The 17,258-nt window shown below is 61.6% G+C and carries 12 protein-coding genes; 5 read left to right on the top strand and 7 right to left on the bottom strand.

Features of this window, described 5'->3' with window-relative positions; translation table 11 throughout:
* The first annotated feature begins 130 nt into the window (after positions 1 to 130).
* Positions 131 to 628 (top strand): phosphatase domain-containing putative toxin, encoded by a 498-nt coding sequence (locus ACZ5WW_RS01605; RefSeq protein ID WP_377169372.1) that lies wholly within the window; start codon positions 131 to 133, stop codon positions 626 to 628.
* Between the two features lie 142 nt (positions 629 to 770).
* Here ACZ5WW_RS01605 and ACZ5WW_RS01610 read toward each other — a convergent pair whose 3' ends face one another.
* The 7 genes from ACZ5WW_RS01610 to ACZ5WW_RS01640 all read right to left on the bottom strand — a co-directional run bounded on the left by ACZ5WW_RS01610 (position 771) and on the right by ACZ5WW_RS01640 (position 10,000).
* The gene (locus tag ACZ5WW_RS01610) at positions 771 to 1,400 is read right to left on the bottom strand and encodes a hypothetical protein (protein ID WP_377169374.1); all 630 of its coding nucleotides are present in this window, start codon (positions 1,398 to 1,400) and stop codon (positions 771 to 773) included.
* A 211-nt stretch (positions 1,401 to 1,611) separates the two neighbouring features.
* Positions 1,612 to 3,051: a Gfo/Idh/MocA family oxidoreductase gene (locus ACZ5WW_RS01615; RefSeq protein WP_377169376.1), complete on the bottom strand. Its 1,440-nt coding sequence runs from the start codon at positions 3,049 to 3,051 to the stop codon at positions 1,612 to 1,614.
* 41 nt (positions 3,052 to 3,092) lie between these two features.
* Positions 3,093 to 4,352 carry a hypothetical protein gene (locus ACZ5WW_RS01620; RefSeq protein WP_377169378.1) on the bottom strand — a complete coding sequence of 420 codons (1,260 nt, stop codon included), beginning with the start codon at positions 4,350 to 4,352 and terminating at the stop codon, positions 3,093 to 3,095.
* 56 nt (positions 4,353 to 4,408) lie between these two features.
* Positions 4,409 to 5,674 (bottom strand): hypothetical protein, encoded by a 1,266-nt coding sequence (locus ACZ5WW_RS01625; protein WP_377169380.1) that lies wholly within the window; start codon positions 5,672 to 5,674, stop codon positions 4,409 to 4,411.
* Positions 5,674 to 7,056: a DUF1552 domain-containing protein gene (locus ACZ5WW_RS01630; protein ID WP_377169382.1), complete on the bottom strand. Its 1,383-nt coding sequence runs from the start codon at positions 7,054 to 7,056 to the stop codon at positions 5,674 to 5,676. The genes ACZ5WW_RS01625 and ACZ5WW_RS01630 overlap by 1 nt, the downstream gene beginning before the upstream one ends.
* Positions 7,057 to 7,099: 43 nt before the next feature.
* On the bottom strand, positions 7,100 to 7,474 hold the full coding sequence (locus ACZ5WW_RS01635; protein ID WP_377169384.1) for a four helix bundle protein: 375 nt from the start codon (positions 7,472 to 7,474) through the stop codon (positions 7,100 to 7,102).
* 84 nt (positions 7,475 to 7,558) lie between these two features.
* Positions 7,559 to 10,000, bottom strand: a complete 2,442-nt coding sequence (locus ACZ5WW_RS01640; RefSeq protein WP_377169386.1) for a DUF1592 domain-containing protein — start codon at positions 9,998 to 10,000, stop codon at positions 7,559 to 7,561.
* A gap of 217 nt (positions 10,001 to 10,217) precedes the next feature.
* On the opposite strand from ACZ5WW_RS01640, the gene ACZ5WW_RS01645 reads away from it, so the two are divergent.
* From ACZ5WW_RS01645 to ACZ5WW_RS01660, 4 genes are read left to right on the top strand one after another with little or no spacing between them, the layout of a single operon-like run.
* Positions 10,218 to 12,389: a TonB-dependent receptor gene (locus ACZ5WW_RS01645; protein ID WP_377169388.1), complete on the top strand. Its 2,172-nt coding sequence runs from the start codon at positions 10,218 to 10,220 to the stop codon at positions 12,387 to 12,389.
* A 7-nt stretch (positions 12,390 to 12,396) separates the two neighbouring features.
* A complete protein-coding gene (locus ACZ5WW_RS01650) occupies positions 12,397 to 16,347 on the top strand; it encodes a cobaltochelatase subunit CobN (protein ID WP_377169391.1) in 3,951 nt (1,316 codons plus the stop codon).
* Positions 16,344 to 16,943, top strand: a complete 600-nt coding sequence (locus tag ACZ5WW_RS01655; protein WP_377169393.1) for a MotA/TolQ/ExbB proton channel family protein — start codon at positions 16,344 to 16,346, stop codon at positions 16,941 to 16,943. Before ACZ5WW_RS01650 ends, ACZ5WW_RS01655 begins: the two co-directional genes overlap by 4 nt.
* The gene (locus ACZ5WW_RS01660; RefSeq protein ID WP_377169395.1) at positions 16,940 to 17,257 is read left to right on the top strand and encodes a DUF2149 domain-containing protein; all 318 of its coding nucleotides are present in this window, start codon (positions 16,940 to 16,942) and stop codon (positions 17,255 to 17,257) included. The genes ACZ5WW_RS01655 and ACZ5WW_RS01660 overlap by 4 nt, the downstream gene beginning before the upstream one ends.
* Position 17,258 lies beyond the last annotated feature (1 nt).

Below are 17,258 nucleotides of genomic sequence, written 5' to 3' on the forward strand. Positions count from 1 at the left end.
TGAATACTGCCGGAGAATGTGCGAGTTGCCGGAAAAAAACAACATGACGTGACGGGGACGAATTTAAGAACGCTTCAGGGGCTGATTGACTGCTTGCGGGAATCAAGCTGTATGAGAAAACTCCAGCCCCATGCCATCATTGATCCGCCCCTGGTACTGGCCTGAACGAGGCCAGCCTGAACGCACCGAGCCTTTCACCTGGATTGTGGAGGGGGTGATCGCGGCGTCGTGGTGGCCGGACCCGTATGTGTATGACCTGTATGACGAGCACGGCATTCGCGCGGTGGTGAACTGCTGCGAGTTTGACAACGGCAAGGATGTGCCGCCGCAGTTTGCGTATTATCACATCGATGTGCCGGACTACGGGGTGCCGACGGATGCGCAGATGGAGAGGTTTATGACGCTGATGGATGCGCACCATGCGGCCCGTGAGCCTGTGGTGGTACACTGCGTGGCGGGCTGCGGGCGCACGGGGCAGTTCATCGTGGCGTGGTGTGCGAAGGCGGGTTTGATCCCGGCGGGGAGCGATCCTGTGAAGTGGATCCGTACGCGGCGGAAGTGCTGCCTGGAAACGAGCGAGCAGGTGGACTGCGCGAAGCGGTGGATGGGGAGGTACAGGGCCAAGTGAGGCAGCAAAGGATGAGGATGAAGTCGGCGGACTGCCCGCAGACTGAACGCTTATCCGTGGCCAGACAGGATAAAAGACAACGCGGGGTATGGACAGCGATCCGCTGCATGAGAATGCATGAGCGGGGGTGGCTTTGCCAACATCACGGCTTAGCCAGTCCGTCAGGAAGCTGGGTGAGGCGCTCCATGGAGGTGATCTCGTGGTAGAACCAGGGTTTCCCGTCCTTGAGCTTGTAGATGATGGTCTTTGAAGCGTAGCGCAGACCATCGTGCTCCTTCCAGTCACTGAAGCGGTAGAAGTCTCCACGCCAGTCGAGCCGATGAAGTAGGTGGCTTTCCTTGTCGAAGTAAAACTTCATGGGCGGTGTCACATTGCCGCTTACCTGCACGCCCTCACAGGCCTTGCCCTCGTCGGTGATCTCCGCGATGGGCTCGAACTGGGACTTGGGATCAACGAGCAGATCGAGCGACCAGGCACGCACATCTTCTTTGGCGGGCTCATCGCCGCGTTCCTTCTTGCCTAGCCACCAGCGATTGGGCAGCTCGATGACGGAAGTCCGGCTCGTGCGTTTTTTCCCCTCGGGCGGCTCGGGTTTGTCGCCAAAATGAAAGGTCTCTCCAAAGCGGAAAATCTTGAGCAGCTTGTCCCTGCCGCCTACTGCAGTGAGGGCCTTGTCTACCACAGCCTGAGCGGGGGTGGCAGGGCTGGTTTGTGCGTAAGCTGCTGGCAGGGCGATGCCCAAAGCCACGGCGGAGAGCAGGGTGCGGATCATGGCGGAAGGATGAAGCCGTGGCATGAGGAGGCAAACGCTTTTTAAGCCGGGCACTTGCTGCGCCGGGTCATGGCCAGCTTCCGAAAACTCTTTTGTGATCCTGTCAGCCTGGAAGTTTTGAGGATGTGGCGGCACAAGCTCGCCTCATGGCCGATGGAATGGTGAGTCCTCCGGTCTGCCGAATCGCAGGCCGGAGGAACAGGGTGCTTCCTTATGCCAGCTTGTAGCAGTCGGCCCACTCGGCGCGCGGTGGCGGGCCGGAGAGGCGTGCGTTGGCGGCGTCGTTGTTGATGAAGCGCTTGGTCGCCGGATCAAACTGAAGATCGACGTTCAGGTATTCAGCGATGGTGCCGAGGTTCAGCACCTGGGTGAGCAGGCCGCCGACGCTGAATGGGGACTCGGTTTTGCCATTGCCCATGCAGGCCTGGATGAAGCTCTGGAAGTGATTGTACTTTGGCGGATGGAGGGCCAGTGCGTCTTTGAACTCGACCATCTTGGAGCGCGGATACACGAGGGAATGCCGGTCGTGGGAGCCGCGCTGCACGAGGTAGTCGCCCTGCTTGCGGTGCAGGAGGGAGCCGGTGGCACCGGGATTGGGGAGGGTGATTTTGCCGTCCGGGCCGGGATCGCCAAATTTTTCCGCGATCTCGATCTTGGTGTCGCCGCCTGCTTTCCAGTGCAGCTCCACGGCGGGCATTTTTTCGCCACGGGCAGGGAATTCAAACCGGATGTCGGAGCTCAGCGGGTAGGCGATCTGGTTGTAGTCGGCGAGCGCCAATGGCGTGATGCGGGTGGGCAGGCCGAGCTTGAGGTGATCATGGGCGAAGTCGATGATGTGAGCGCCCCAGTCGCCAAACATGCCGCCGCCATAGAGGTGGAAGCCGCGCCAGTTGAAGGGATGGTACATCTTGCTGAAGGGCTTCACCTCCTGCGGGCCGCACCAGAGGTCCCAGCTTTTGAGGGACTCGGGCATGGGCTCTTCGGGCGGGTAGCCTTTGACGAGCGCGCGCTCGGCGGCGTTCATGAACCAGAGGGAAGGTGACTTCCAGGCGTCAATTTTGACGATGTCATCGACGATGCCGGCGGCGAGCATCTGCTTGAACTGCTCCGCACCGGCGGAGGTGTGGCCCTGGTTGCCCATCTGTGTCACAACGTTGAACTTCTTCTCCGCACGCATGAGGATTTCCGCCTCTTCAAAGGTGTGGGTGAGGGGCTTCTCCACATAGACATGCTTGCCGCGTGCCATGGCGTGGATGGCGGCGGTGAAGTGGGTGTGGTCCGGGGTGACGACGCTGACGGCGTCGATGTCGTTGCCCATTTTGTCGAGCATCTCTCGGAAGTCGTGAAAGCGCTTCACATCCGGGAAGGTCGTGAGATTTTTCTCCGTCTTTGCGGTGACAAAGTCCACGTCTGTGAAGGCCACGGGGACAGCTGCGCCGCCTTCCGTGAGTCCGGGGATGACGCTGCCTGCACGGCCGCCGATGCCTACGCAGCCGAGATTGATGCGTTTGCTCGGCGGCAGCTGGGGATTGTCCGCCGCGCGTGCGCTGGTGAGGTAGGCGGGAATGAAATTGAAGCCAAGGCCTGCGGCGAGGGACTTTTTGACGAAGCTGCGGCGAGTCGGGGCGGGAGAGTTTTCAGGGGTGTTCATGGTTGGAAGTGAGAAGGATTGTAACGAAGAACGTGGAGCACTCAATACTTTGGAAAGATGGAAGGCGTCGGGAAGCGGTTGTCGAGGCTGAGGTTTCCGCCGTCGAGGTATTCTTCACGCGGCAGGTGGACATCGGGCCAGGCTGCGGGGCGGATGCGGATGACGCGGGTGGGTCGGAGGCCTTCGGTGATGAGGTCGGTCTCAAAGCGGATCTGGATGCCGCTGCTGCCGAGCGGGGCGTCTCCGGGCAGTCTGGTGACGCCGAGGATGGAGCCGCGTGCGGCCATCTGGGAAGGGCCGGCGGTGCCGCCTTCGGTGTGCTTCAGGGTGTTTTCGACTCCATTCACCAGCGCAGGGCTGCGTTCTTTGAAATCGGCGTAGAGAGCTGCGTCCATGCCGCCGAAGAGGGTGGCTGTCACGGTCGCGCGGCCAAACTTGCCGTACTCGACGGCGTCCACCCAGGCGGGCATCCAGCGGCTGCGGATGAAGGTGCGGTGGGCCTCGGTCTGGCTCTGGGCGGCGCGCTGCGTGGCGGCATCGTCCAGCCAGATGTCCGAGATGTGGAAGCGGGTGAACACGGAGCCGGGCGTGGGCTTCCATGTGATGCCGAGCAGAACGTGCTGGCTGCCGAGCGGTTTCTTGCCGCTGCCGGGCCAGATCCCTTCGGCGATGAGGTCTGCCGGAGCCAGGCATTCACGACCGCGCCAGATGCGGGTGGCGGCGTCGAAGGTGAGCGTTTCTTCGGTGGCCTTGGCGTCTGCGCCAGACTTGGGCTCGCGGCTGGCGGTGATCATTCCCTCGTTGTTCTTGAGGTCGAGTTCTTTGAGTTTCCACACCAAACCCTCGCGCAGGCAGTGGCTGGGCTCGTCTTCAAGAAGGAGGACATGGTTCTCGGCGGGGGCGATGCCGACGCCGCGGCTGTGGTTGGCGTCTTTTTCCTTGTTGTTGACCGGCAGCACGGGGACGGCGGAGGTCTGGGGGTCCGGGGGGAGAAAGGCACGGACGTGCAGGAGGGTGCCGAGCGGGATGTCACGCAGGTCTGCGGGTGCTCCGTGATACCGCACCATACCATAAGGCAGCATGGCGAAGGGGTGGGGATCGTTCCGGCGAAACACGCCATTGCCCGCCACGCGGATGCTGCCGCGACGGTTGGCATGATCCACAAACACGAGCTCGCCCCGGTAGGCGTGGGCTTTTTCCAATGGGGGGAACTTGCCCGCCACAGGCCGGAAAGGCTCGTCTGCGGCAGGGGCAAAGGTGCTGAGCACGCACCCGAGGGCGGTGAGGATGGCGAATCTCATGTCTTCAAAGTTCTTTGTTCTTGCTTCTTAGTTCGAAGAAACCAGAACAAGAGTCATCAGTATTTGGTGAAGATGGAGGGCGTGGGGAAGCGCTCGTCAACGCTGGTGGAGCCGTCGTTGAGGTATTCTTCGCGGGGGACGTTGACGAGGGGCCAGACATTGGGGCGGATGCGCACGGTCCTGCCAGGGCGAATGCCTTCAATGATGAGGTCGGTCTCAAACGTGATCTGGATGCCGCTGCTGCCGAGGGGGGATTCTCCCGGTGTCTTGATGACTTCTTTCAATGTGCCGCGCGAGGCCATGTGGCCGGGGCCGTAGGCACCATGGGTGTGCTTCAGGGTGTTCTCGACTGCGTTCATCATGGCACCGCTGCCTTTAGTGAAATCGGCATAGAGGGCGGCGTCCATGCCGCCAAAGAGGGTCGCGGTCACGGTGGCGCGGCCGAACTTGCCATACTCGACGGCGTCGATGAACGCAGGCATCCAGCGGCTGCGGATGAAGGCCTTGTGCGTTTCGGCTTGTTGGTGGGCGCTGCGTTGTAACGAGGCATCGTCGAGCCAAATGTCGGAGATGTGAAAGCGGGTGAAAATGCCGTCGGGAGTGGGCTTCCAGCAGATGCCGAGCTGCACGGCCTGGCCAGCGAGGGATTTCTTTCCTTCCGCAGGCCAGATGCCTTCTGCAACGAGGTCCTCGATGGTGAGGGCTTCCTTGCCGCGCCAGACGCGGGTGGCGGCATCAAAGGTCAGTTTCTCCTCGGCAGCCTTGGCGTCGCCGCCTTGCCTTGGCTCCCGGATGGCGATGATCATTCCCTCGTTGTTTTTGATGTCGAGATCTTTGAGCTTCCAGACCAAGCCCTCGCGCTGGCAGTGGCTGGGCTCGTCTTCGAGGAGGAGGACGTGGTTTTCGGCGGGGGCGATGCCGGCGCCGCGATTGTGGTTGGCGTCGAGGGTCTTGTTGTTCACCGGCAGCACCGGAACAGATGAGAGCTTTGGGTCCGGGGGGAGGTAGGCGCGGACATGCAGCACGGTGCCGAGCGGGATGTCGCTCAGATCCGCCGGGGCGCCGTGATACCGCACGATACCATAAGGCAGCATGGCAAAGGGGTGTGGGTCATTGCGGAAAAACATGCCCGAGCCCTGCACGCGAAGGCTGCCACGGCGGGTGGCGTGATCCACGAACACAAGCTCGCCGCGGTAGGTGTGAGCTTTTTCCAAAGGGGGGAATTTGCCCGCCTCGGGGCGGAAGGGGGCGTCCTCCGCAGATGCGGTGCATGAACCGAGTACAAGGAACGAGGACCCCAGAACGAGAAGGAATTGTTTCATTATAGCGCGATCACTTGATTGCTGTCGCCGAACTGGTCGATTTCCACGCCAAAGCGCTGGGCCATGAGGAGGAGGAGATTGCTCATGTGCGCGTCGGAGTTGGCCGGGCGGCTGCAGAGCTGGTAGTGAGCGGTGGTCAGCGCGCCGTCCGCGCCGAGTGCGTAGCCCTGGAAGGAGGCGGCCTTTTTGTTGAAGTCGAGATGGCTGCCGTGCTTGAGGCCGAGATCCGTGCCGCCGGCGAAGACCAGCGGGAGGTTGGCATTGCCATGGCTGTGACCGTAGGACATGCCGCTGCCGAAGAGCGCCATGGTGGTGCCGAGGAGCGGCTTGCCACTGAGATCCTTGGTCTCCGCGAGGCGGGTGAGGAAGTAGCCGAACTGCTCGATGGCGAAGGTGTCGTAGTTGGTGAGCTTTTCCATGTAGCCGAAGTCGCCGCCGTGGTGGCTGAGCTGATGGCGCGACTCGGTGATGCCGATTTCAGGAATGGAGATGGCATCTCCCTCGCCGCCGAGGCTGAAGGTGGCCACGCGGGTGACGTCCGTCTGGAAGGCGAGTACCATGAGGTCATAGACGGTGCGGAAGTAATCGCCCGCCCGGGTGGCGGCGATGTCACGGTTGGTGCGCTGGCGGTCGGCCTCGGAGATGACGGGCAGGGGAGTGTCGAGCCAGGCATCGGCCCGGCGCGTGCGGATCTCCGCCTCACGCACGGAGGTGAGGTACTGCTCCAGGCGGCCCTTGTCTGCGGAGCCCATCTTTTTCTCAAGCTGACGCACTTCCGCGAGGTTGGCGTCCAGCACGCTGCCTTTGCGGCGCAAGGCTCTGCGCTGCACTGCTTTTCCGCCTTTCGGCTCTTCAAAGAGGGAGGCGAAAATCTCGCTGCAACGCCGCATCGCGGGCAGGCGGACACCATCTGCGGTCCAAGCCAGAGAGTCTTGTGTGATGGCGACCTCCATGGAGGGGTAGCGCGTGTGGGGCGCGGAGACTTCGGCCATCTTCTGGTCCACCGAGATCGTGTTGCGGTCGGACGGGCCCAGCTTGCCGCCGGTGAGCCAGACGGAGATGCAATTGTGGTGATGGCTCAGCGCTCCGGGATGATGAAGTCCGCTGATGGGCGTGATGACATCGCGGTGCTTCTCCAACGGCTTCAGCGAGCGGGAGAATTGATAATCTTTTCCTGCCGTGGTGATCTGGTAATTGAGCGAGTGCACGCCGTTGGCGAGGTAGATGAAGGCGCTGCGCTTCGGCGTGGCCGTGATCTTCTCAGCCGCAGCCGCTTTAAGTGGCACCATGCATTCAAGCAGGGGCAGCGAAACGAATGAGCCCAGCGCCTTGAGCGCGTGGCGGCGATCGATCAGCCAGTTTTGAGAGAGATAGTTGCTCATAAATGTGTTCTTGGTTCCTTGTTCTTGGTTCTTTGTTAAAGAGTTAGCGCGCGTTGGGAGTGTTCAAGAGATAGCGGATGAACCCGCCCACTTTGGCATGGGTCAGTGCTGCTTGTTCGTAGATGGATTCGAACTCCGTTTGCGAAATATAAGATTGGTCAAACGCGACATAGAGCTGGCTCTGTACTTCGGAACATGAACGTTGTGAATAACGCAGGAACTTGACGAACTCTGCATTGCTTCCTCCATCGAATCCTTCGGCAATGTTGTGCATGGTCGAAGCTGACGCCCGAGTCATTTGATCCCGAAGTCCAAAATCCTTGGCAAACACCCCGCGCATGGCCACAGCATAGACTTGCCTCGTCAGCTCTCGTGCAAGCTGCCAGCCTTCTATGTCTTCGAATCGACGGATTGTCATGTGAGGCTGCGGTTCTTGGTTTGCTGGTTCGGAACTGGTTGGACAACTAAGAACGAAGAACAAGGAACGAAGAACAGTCCTAGTTCAGCGTTTGCGGATGAGATCTGAAAGGGCAACGGCGCGGATAGTATCTTTAATACGATAGCCTTGCTTCTTGGCTTCCGCCTGAATGAGTTTGAGGTCGTCCTGGTCGTCGAAGGAGAGGGCGCGGCGGAGGGCGTAGGTGCTGAGGTGCTCGATGAAGGCGAGGGCGACTTCATCGCGATCTTCGAGGAGCAGGCGTTTGAACTCGGTGGCGTCTTTGAATGCGCGGCCGTCGGGCATGGTGCCGGCAGGATTGATCAGGGGATCTGCTCCCACACCGGCGGGGACTTTCTCATGGGTGCGCCACTGGCCGATGGCGTCGTAGTTGTCCCAGGCGAGGCCAAGGGGATCGATCTTGGCGTGGCAGGCGGCGCAGTTCGCGTCGGCGCGGTGGGCTTCGATCTTTTGGCGGAGGGTTGCCTTGGCGCTTTGCGGCGTTGGAGGTTCGATGGCGGGCACGTTGGCCGGGGGCGGGGGCGGCGGCTTGCCGAGGACGACCTCGCTGAGCCATACGCCACGATGCACCGGACGATGGCGCGTGCCGTCGGAGGTCAGGCCGAGCACGGCGCCCATGGTGAGGAGCCCGCCGCGACGATTTTCAGGCTTGAGCGACACACGCTGGAAGGCGCCGGACTTGGGCTCAGGCAATCCGTAGAATTCACAGAGGCGGGCATTGGCGATGGTCCAGTCTGAATCAATGAAACTGTCGAGGGGCAGGTTTTTGGCGTACATCTCGCGGAAGAACTCCACCGGCTCTGAGCGCATGCTTTCCTCCAGCCACGCGTCGTAGGCGGGGTAGAGCTTCTTGTCCGGCGGGAACATGCCCACGCGGTTGAGCTGCAGCCACTGGCGTGCGAAGTCGTCGATGAAGCGGCTGGTCTTGCCGTCTGCGAGCATGCGGTCCACCTCTTTGGCGAGGGCATCGCCCTTCAGCGCGCCGCTTTTGGCTGCGGCAAAGAGGCCGCTGTCGGGCATCGAGCTCCAGAGGAGGTAGGAAAGCCGGGTGGCGAGCTCCGAGTCGGTGAGCTGCTCGCGGGCCACGGTGTCGCCCTCGACGATGTAGATGAAGTGGCGGGAGGTCAGCACGCCCTGCAAGGCGACGCGATAGGCATCGGCCATCTTTTCGCCTGCTGCGCGTTCATCAGCATAGGATTTCAAATACTCGGCCAGCTCTTCCGTTTTCACGGGGCGACGCCAGGCGCGCTCGGCGAAGCGCTGCAAATGCGCAGCGACCACCTCGGGCGTGGCATCATCTGGCGGCACCACATCTTTGCGCCGTGCCTTTTCTGAGTCAGACACGAGCGGCCCTTCCCATTCGATCCAGTCGAGCAGCACGGTGGAGAAAAGGCCGTTGCCCTTGTCATCAAACATCTGCGGCGCGTTCGGATTCAGCAGTGTGGTCTCGCTGCTGTGGGTGAAAATGTAGCCGCCCCGGCTGCTGAGCGCATTGCGGAAGGCGGCGCCCTGCCGGCGGTCCACCACATCCGTGGCCACCACGCAGAAGTCCAGCGTGGCGGGCATTTCGAGGAAGACCTCGAACTCATACACCTGGGGTTTGTCCTCCGTGGCCGTGATGTCGAACTCGATCAAGCCGTCCACCGTTTCTTCGCCCGTGCGCTTGCCGATGCTCAGGTGGGCGGTCTGGCCGCCGAGCGGGCGGATGCCGCTGGCCTGGATGCGGAGCTTGTAGAGGCCGCTGTGCTCCGGCCCGGTCTTGCCGAACCAGTTGGGCGAGAGCGCATTCTGAGTGTTGCCGGGAAACATGAGGTAGCGCAGCGGGCGCTTGATGCCAAAGCGATCGAGCGCGACCTGCTGCTCCTTGCCGCCGTTGTAGCGGATGTCTGCGGCGGTCTTGTGGACTTTGCGCGCCTCGGCTGAGGCGGCGGTAAACGCGCGGTCCAGCACCAGCTCCGCCGCGCGGTAGTAGCGGTCCACATGCGAGGGCGAGAGCGACAGCTCCGACCCGATGCGCTCAAAGCCATGCCAGAGGGTGTCTTCATTGAGCTCTCCCGGTTTGGCCGGATCATAGCGCACGCCGAGAAGATCATAGACGGTGTTTTGATACTCCTTCCGGCTCAGGCGATAAAGGGCCACTGCAGGCCGGGCCGCCATGCGTGCTGCGCGGCCCTGCTTGATGTGCGCATCCAGACTGGTCACAAATTCTGCGATCTCCTCCTGCGTAGGCTGCTTTTCCTTTTTGGGCGGCATCTCGCCGGAATTCACCTGCTCGATCATCTCCGCCCAGTGGTGGGTGTCCGCACCCAGTTTGAAATCGCGTGAGAGCTTGTCGATGCGCAGATCTCCCTTTTCCTTGTCAGGGCCATGACAGCTGATGCAGTGCTTCTGCAGGAAGGCGTCATACGGCTCGGTTGCGGCGAGGGCTTCTGGCAGGCCTGAGCTGATGAAAACGAGGGTGGAGAGGCTGAAAACGAAACGGGTCATGGAGTCAGTAGCAATACGTGGCCGATTCAGCCTTTGTGCGACGACCCCGAGTTTTCGGGGGGAGGAAGCTGTGAGGTTCATTTTGAGTGCTTTTAGGGGCTTGAATGGACAATTTTTGTCCATTGTTGCACTTTCAACCGGTGCACGCGTTGCGCATTGTGCGGGGGCTGCCAAAGCGTAACGAATGGTTGTCTCCCATTTTCGTTTTCCCAGATTGATGTTTTCGCTGAGCGCGCTCCTTGCCGCGCATTTGCAGGCGGCTGAAAAGCCGAAGAAAGAGGAAGGGGAGGATCTGCCCACGATGGTGATCACGGCGTCCCGCACGGCGCAGGATCAGAAGAAGGTGCCGCAGTCCACCAATGTGGTGGAGCAGAAGCGCATCGAGCGCTACCAGGCGACGAGCCCCTCTGAGATGCTGCAGGAGCAGCCGGGAGTGTGGGTGAACCAGGTGGCGGCGCAGGGCTCGCCGGTGATCCGCGGCCAGATGGGCAACAAGCTGGTGTATCTCTGGGATGGCATCCGCATCAACAACGGCGGGATCTTTTCCGGGCCGAATCCGTTTTTCAACCAGTTCCCCATCGATGCCGTCGGGCGCATGGAGGTGGTGCGCGGTGCGGGCTCCGTGCAGTATGGCAGCGATGCCATCGGGGGGGTGATCAATGTGTTTTCCAAGCGTGGGGAGTTTTCCGAAAGCCTGAACGTGGGCGGAGATGTGTACTCGCGCTACGGCAGCAACAACACGGAGTTTACCAGTGCGGTGAACACGCATGCGAGCAATGAAACCTGGGCGTTTGCCGCCGGGTGGTCGGTGCAGGATGCGGGCAACTATCACACCCCCAGCGGGGCGATGGCTCCCACCAGCTTTCACACCAGCGGCGGGTATGCCAATCTGGCGTTTCAGCCGGTGAAGGGGCATGTCTTCCGCCTTTCATGGGTGGGCAATGAGCGCACGAATGTGAACAGCTATGTGCAGTCAAAGCTGAATGCCAGCAGTGGTTTGCCACGCATCTACAGCCCGCTGGAGCGCCGCGGCATCGTGAAGCTGGACTACACCGCCTCGGACCTGGGATTCCTGAGCGACGAGCTCAAGGTGTACGGCTACTATCAGTACTACGACCAGGTGCGTGAGCGCCGCCAGGACACGACTTCGGCGCCGCTGAAGTTGAACAACACCATCACCGACACAAACCAGGACGTCTGGGGTGTGGGCATTCAAAACGCAGCGCACTTTGGCCCGAGCAAAAGCACCCGGCTGGTCTTTGGCATGGACTACCGGCATGAGAATCTGAACTCTTCGCAGATGCTGAACTCCACCGTGCTGGCCACGGGCGTCACCACCGTCTCCCAGCCGGCAGGCATCACGCCGGACGGCACCTATGAGGTCTTTGACACCTTTGTCACGCTGGACTTCAAGCCCGTGGAAAAGCTGCTGATGAATGTGGGCGCGCGCTATGAGAACACGCATCTGCATTCGAACCCGGAACCTTTGGACGTCATTCCTGGGGCGGGCTACACGGTCAGCGATCTGGCGGCGAACAAATACTGGAATGCGGTGACGTGGAACGTGGGTGCGGTGTATCAGGCGACCAAGTCCTTTGATCTGGTGGCCAATGTGGCCACGGGATTCCGCTCCCCCACTTACAGCGATTTGCTGAGTGCAGGCACGCCGGTGTTTTCGAGCAAGACCGCTTCATTGCCCAGCACGATGATCAATCCGGAGAAGAGCATCACGTATGAAATCGGTGCGCGGGTGCATACGGGAAAGCTCAATGGCTCGCTCACGGGCTATCTCACCAAGCTGTCCGACCTGATCACCTCCACCACTTCGGGCACGGTGGTGATCGGTGGAACAACTTACAATGCGACGCGGAATTCGAATTCGGCGCAGGGGTACATCACGGGCGTGGAGTTCTCGCTGAGCTATGACATCGACCGCCATTTCACGATCTTCAACAACACGACGTGGACTTACGGCCAGAACCAGTCTCAGAATGTGCCGCTGCGTTTCATTCCGCCGCTGTACGGCAACTTTGGCGTGCGCTTTGAAAGCGATGAAAAGCGCTGCTGGGTGGAGCTTTCCGAACTCTGGGCCGGGCCGCTGATCCGGCACAATCCGAGCGATGAAATCGACGCCGGTTTCTCCACCGATCCGGCCTACGGCTCTCCCAGCGCGACGAACCCTCCGATCAACCAGAACTTCCAAATCCCGGGTTTCTTCGTGACGAACATCCGCACCGGGTGGAAGGTCTGGGAAGAGGGGCCGCGTTCGTTCTCTCTCACACTCAACCTGAACAATGTTTTCAACACCAAATACCGCCAGGCATACTCCCAGCAGCAGATTCAGGCGGCGGGCTTCAATGTCGTGGTCGGCGGACGCTTCACCTTCTAAGAGAACCATGCGTGGCATCTTCTGCTGGCTGAGTTTTTGCCTGCTGCTGGCAGGGAATCTGAGCGCTGCGGAGGCGCTGAAATGGGCCTTCATCGGCGTGTGGGATCGCTCGATGCCGCAGGTGGAGGCAGCCTGCCGTGAGAGCGGCGTGCAGGTGGAGTTTTTCAAAGGGAAGGCCTTCAATGAGACGCAGAAGGCGGAGCTGGCTGCACAGTTTCGGCTGGTGTTTGTGCTGAACCTGGAGGCGGAGCAGGCGCCTGCGCTCACGCAGCGGCTGAAGGAGGCACGGGCGCTGAATCCGGAGCAGCGGGTGATCCCGCTGGATGCGCGCGGAAGCCAGATGGACATCGAAAAAGCGGGGCTGCTTCTCAAGGACGAAGCGGTGCCGACCTACTGGCGGCCGAATGGCACGGTGAATGTGCGGCGGCTGATCCGCTACTGCATGGTAAAGCACTGCGGCCAGCCGGGGGAGATCGAGCCTCCGGTGCTCATCCCGGACTCGGGTTACTATGATCCGGCGCGGGAGGAGTCCTTTTCAGACATCAACGAGTTCATCGCCTTCAAACGCGGCAAGCAGCGTTGGGTGGAGGGAGCTTCGGTGGCGGTGCTCATCCTGCAGCAGTCATTCTGGATCACGCATGATCTACGGGTGATCGATGCGCAGATCGCCGCGCTGGAAAAGCGGGGGCTGAATGTGGTGCCGGTGTTTGGCGATCGCGAAGAGAACGTGACCAAGCTGACGCGTGCGGCGGCACCGACGATTCTCATTGAGGATCGCCACGGTGCGATGTGGCAGAGCACGGCGCTGCTGAAGGAACTGGATGCACCTTACCTGCGGCCCATCTCCATGCTGGCCACCACGAATGAAGAATGGCTGAAGGATCCGCGCGGCCTCTCGCACCGGGATGTAGGCATGTTCATGGCGCTGCAGGAGTCCTGGGGCACGTTGGAGCCGGTGGTGGTGGGTGGATTGAAGGAAAACATCCAGGGCTTCCGCCTGCATGAGCCGATCCCGGACCGCATCGAGGCCTTCGCTGCGCGTGCTGCGCGCTGGGCTTCGCTGAAGCGCAAGAGCAATGCGGAGAAGAAAATCGCACTCATCTATTACAACAAAGGGCTGGGCCAGGATGACCTGATGCGCGGCAGCCCCACGGGCGGATTCCTTGACGCACCGGAGAGTTTCATGCGCTTCCTGCCGAAAATGAAGGAGGCCGGGTTCACGCTGAAAGACACTCCGGCAAACACCCCAGCGCTGATCGAGGCGATGAAGCGCGGTGGGCGGAACATTGGGCCGTGGGTGCAGGGAGATCTGGAGAAGCTGGTGGATGAATCGCAGCCGGTGCTGGTGCCGCTGCATCAGTATGAGGAGTGGTTCAACACGAAGCTGAGCGAAGCGGCGCGGAAGACGGTGGTGGAGAAATTTGGACCGCCACCCGGACGCATCATGGTGGTGAAGCGCAACGGTGAGCCGCACATTGTTTTGCCGAAGCTGGAGATGGGAAATCTCATCCTCATGCCGCAGCCGGAGCGCGGCGAGAAGCAGGATGAAAACCTGCTGCACAACCGCGATGTGCCGCCCCCGCACAACTATCTGGCCTTCTACTGGTGGCTGGAGGAGCAGTATCATGCGGACGCCATTGTACACTGGGGCACGCACGGCACTCTGGAGCTGCTGCCGGGCAAGGAGGCGGGGCTTTCCAAAGACTGCTGGAGCGACATCTGCGTGGGTCACATGCCGGTGGTGAACCTGTGGATCACGGACAACCTGGGCGAGGCCACGCTTTCGCGCCGCCGCTCCTACGCTGCGCTGGTGGACCACCTGCCGCCGCCTACCCTCGCCGCCGGGCTGGATGGCGATTTCAAAAACCTGCACGAGGACATTCACAAATTCAGCACGCTGGAAGATGGACTGCTCAAGGAGGAGTACCGCAAGCGTGTGAGCCAGCAGGCACGCGACGCCAAGCTGCATGGCGCTGGTGCCGAGGTGCTGGATGACGCCGCCGTCACGCGGCTGGACGAGCATCTGCACAATCTGCTGGAGTCACGCACGCCGCTGCGCCTGCATGTGCTGGGTGAGGGGCCGCATGAGGCCGAGATGGTGCCGTATCTGGCGCAGATTCTTGGCGAGCCGCTGCTGGATCATCTGGCCTCCACGCGCGGGATTCATCGTGCGGCTTTGGAGCACAAACAGCAGGATCGCGCTGCAGCCGAGGCATTTCTGCGCGCCGTGCTGGATGGCGCACCGCCCGCCGATGTGCGGATGACGACGGACCTGGAGAAGGATGTGGCCTTTGCACGGGATGTGCGCGCACGCCTGCTGGACGCCGGCAAGGAGCACGCCGGTTTGCTCACGGCGCTGGGTGGACATTACATCGAGCCGGGACCGGGGCCGGACCCCATTCGTAATCCGGCGACGGCACCGGGCGGACGTAATTTGTACTCGCTCAACCCTGAGGAAATCCCGACGCGCCCCGCGTGGGAGACCGCGCGCAAGCTGGTGGATGAACTGCTGCGCACACGCAAGCCGAAGAAGATTGCGATGGATCTGAACGGCATGGAAACGATGCGCGACTTTGGCGTGATGGAGGGGCAGGTGCTCGCGCTGCTCGGCGTGCGCCCGATTTGGAACCAGAACAATCTCGTCATCGATGTGGAGCTGATCCCTGCGGAGGAACTGGGGAGGCCGCGTGTGGAGGTCTTCGTCGCCATGGGCGGGCAGTATAAAGAAAACTTTCCCACGCGTGTGGCGCTGCTGGACAAGGCCGTGCGTCTGGCTGCATCGGCTGCTGAGAGTGTGAATCCGGTGCGCGAGGCGGTGGCGGCCACCAAGGAGCGCCTGCTCACGCGCGGCTACTCCGCCGCGCGTGCAGAGCAGTATGCTGCGGCGCGCATCTTTGGCACCAAGCCGGGAAACATGAGCGGCACGCACATCCTCTACCTCGTGCCGCGCTCGGGCGTGTGGGACAAGGACGATGAGATCACCGATGTGTACACGGACAACATGAGCTTTGTGTACACCCAGGACACGTGGGGCGAGAAGGTGGACGGCCTCTATGAAGAGGCGCTGCAAAACACCGACACCGTGCTGCGCGTGTGGGCTTCGAACATGACCAGCCAGCTCTCGAATCATCACGCGTACGAGTATCTCGGCGGTCTGAGCATGGCGGTGAAGAAGGTCACTGGCAAATCTCCCGCCGCAGTCATCTCCGATGTGCGCGATCCCAGCGGTGCGCGGGTGCGCGACTTTGAGGAAGTGCTGGCGGCCAATCTGAAATCTGAGCTGCTGAACCGCCGCTGGCTGGAAGGAATGAAATCCCACGACTACGCCGGGGCAGGGCACATCGCCGAACTGGTCAAGAACACCTTTGGCTGGTCCGTCACGCGGCGTGAGAGCGTCACGCAGGAGACGTGGGATGAGGTTTATGACGTGCTCGTGAAGGACAAGCACAAGCTCAATTTGCCCGAATGGTTTGAGCGCGTGTCTCCGCACGCCATGCAGGAGATCAGCGCCACGCTGATCGAGGCTGCGCGCAAAGACCTGTGGAAGGCCACGCCGGAGCAGTTGCAGATTTTGACGAAGCTTTATGCCACTTCGGTGAAGGTGCATGGCGACTCCGGCGGCCTCGTCAGCGGCGGGAACACACGCATGGCGGATTTTGTCAGCGCCAAGCTCAATGCGCCGGGAGACCAGGAATCTGCCGCGCTGGCGCAGGCCATGAAGGCCAAGCTGCAAGAGAGCGCCGCCGCACCGGATGCGAAGGTGGAGAAAGTGAGCGGACCGCAAATCGGCGAGGCGAAAGAGCAGGCGCAGCCGCAGACGCCGCCCGCTGAAAGCAAGCCGCAGCCTGCGGGGCCGGTGCTGGAACCGACGTGGAATTCATTCGCCTGGTTGATCGGAGCCGCAGCTGTGCTTTTGATGCTCTTCGGCTTCTTCAGGAAGTCCGGTTCCACTTCATGAAGCTGCTCGAACAACTCCTTTCCCTGATCTCCGAGGCCGTGCTGCTGCCCACGCTGGCGGCCATCATCATCCTCGTGGCCTGGAGCGCCATGCTGCTGGGCGGTCTGCTGCGCGAGTGGCTGGGGCGTCGGCAGGTTGGAGCCGTCATCACCGCCTTGCGTCGCGCGCACGTGGAGGGCGCGGACCAGGTGCGGATGCTGAGCATTCTCAGCACCGCCACCACGGGCCTGCCCGCGCGGCTGCATCAGCTCCTTTCACAATGGGGCGGGGCGGGGGATCTGGCGCACTGTCTGGTGGATCTTGAGATTGAGGTTGCGTCTTCCTTGTCACGCCTCACCTGGATGACTCGCATCGCGCCGATGCTCGGGCTCATGGGCACGCTCATCCCGCTGGGGCCTGCGCTGACGGGGCTGGCCTCCGGAGATCTGGCCACGCTTTCTAGCAATCTCGTGGTCGCCTTCACCGCCACTGTGGTAGGCGTGCTGCTGGGCTGCTGCTCCTACACGATGAATCTCGTGCGCAAGAACTGGTATCAGCGGGATCTGAGCACGCTGGAGCACCTCTTCGCCAATGCCAGCAAACCAGCCCTGCCATGAAGAAGCGCCTGTGGGACGACTCCGAAGGGGATGACCCCGCCACCGGTCTCATCAATCTCTTTGATGTGTGGATCGCCTTTGCCGCCGCTCTGCTGCTGGCCGTGGTGAGTTACTTCAACCTGCCCAAGCCCACCGCCGCGTCAGAGGCTCAGGCGGACAAGTCGCCCACGGCGGAGAGCATTGATGCCGCACGCACCAAGATCGACCGCTTTCAGGAAAGCAAGGCCAGCAAGAGCGGTGAAGGGGAGCGGCTGGGCACGGCTTACAGGCTGAAGTCCGGCGAGATCATCTACGTGAAGGACAAGCAGAAGTGAA

The organism is Prosthecobacter fluviatilis (assembly GCF_055388355.1).

What these genes read in the sequence shown, in the direction of transcription:
- ACZ5WW_RS01635 (WP_377169384.1), bottom strand. Translation starts at nt 7,474, where the DNA reads ATGACAATCCGTCGATTCGAAGACATAGAAGGCTGGCAGCTTGCACGA.
- ACZ5WW_RS01610 (WP_377169374.1), bottom strand. Translation starts at nt 1,400, where the DNA reads ATGATCCGCACCCTGCTCTCCGCCGTGGCTTTGGGCATCGCCCTGCCA.
- ACZ5WW_RS01625 (WP_377169380.1), bottom strand. Translation starts at nt 5,674, where the DNA reads ATGAAACAATTCCTTCTCGTTCTGGGGTCCTCGTTCCTTGTACTCGGT.
- ACZ5WW_RS01650 (WP_377169391.1), top strand. Translation starts at nt 12,397, where the DNA reads ATGCGTGGCATCTTCTGCTGGCTGAGTTTTTGCCTGCTGCTGGCAGGG.
- ACZ5WW_RS01640 (WP_377169386.1), bottom strand. Translation starts at nt 10,000, where the DNA reads ATGACCCGTTTCGTTTTCAGCCTCTCCACCCTCGTTTTCATCAGCTCA.
- ACZ5WW_RS01630 (WP_377169382.1), bottom strand. Translation starts at nt 7,056, where the DNA reads ATGAGCAACTATCTCTCTCAAAACTGGCTGATCGATCGCCGCCACGCG.
- ACZ5WW_RS01645 (WP_377169388.1), top strand. Translation starts at nt 10,218, where the DNA reads ATGTTTTCGCTGAGCGCGCTCCTTGCCGCGCATTTGCAGGCGGCTGAA.
- ACZ5WW_RS01655 (WP_377169393.1), top strand. Translation starts at nt 16,344, where the DNA reads ATGAAGCTGCTCGAACAACTCCTTTCCCTGATCTCCGAGGCCGTGCTG.
- ACZ5WW_RS01620 (WP_377169378.1), bottom strand. Translation starts at nt 4,352, where the DNA reads ATGAGATTCGCCATCCTCACCGCCCTCGGGTGCGTGCTCAGCACCTTT.
- ACZ5WW_RS01605 (WP_377169372.1), top strand. Translation starts at nt 131, where the DNA reads ATGCCATCATTGATCCGCCCCTGGTACTGGCCTGAACGAGGCCAGCCT.
- ACZ5WW_RS01660 (WP_377169395.1), top strand. Translation starts at nt 16,940, where the DNA reads ATGAAGAAGCGCCTGTGGGACGACTCCGAAGGGGATGACCCCGCCACC.
- ACZ5WW_RS01615 (WP_377169376.1), bottom strand. Translation starts at nt 3,051, where the DNA reads ATGAACACCCCTGAAAACTCTCCCGCCCCGACTCGCCGCAGCTTCGTC.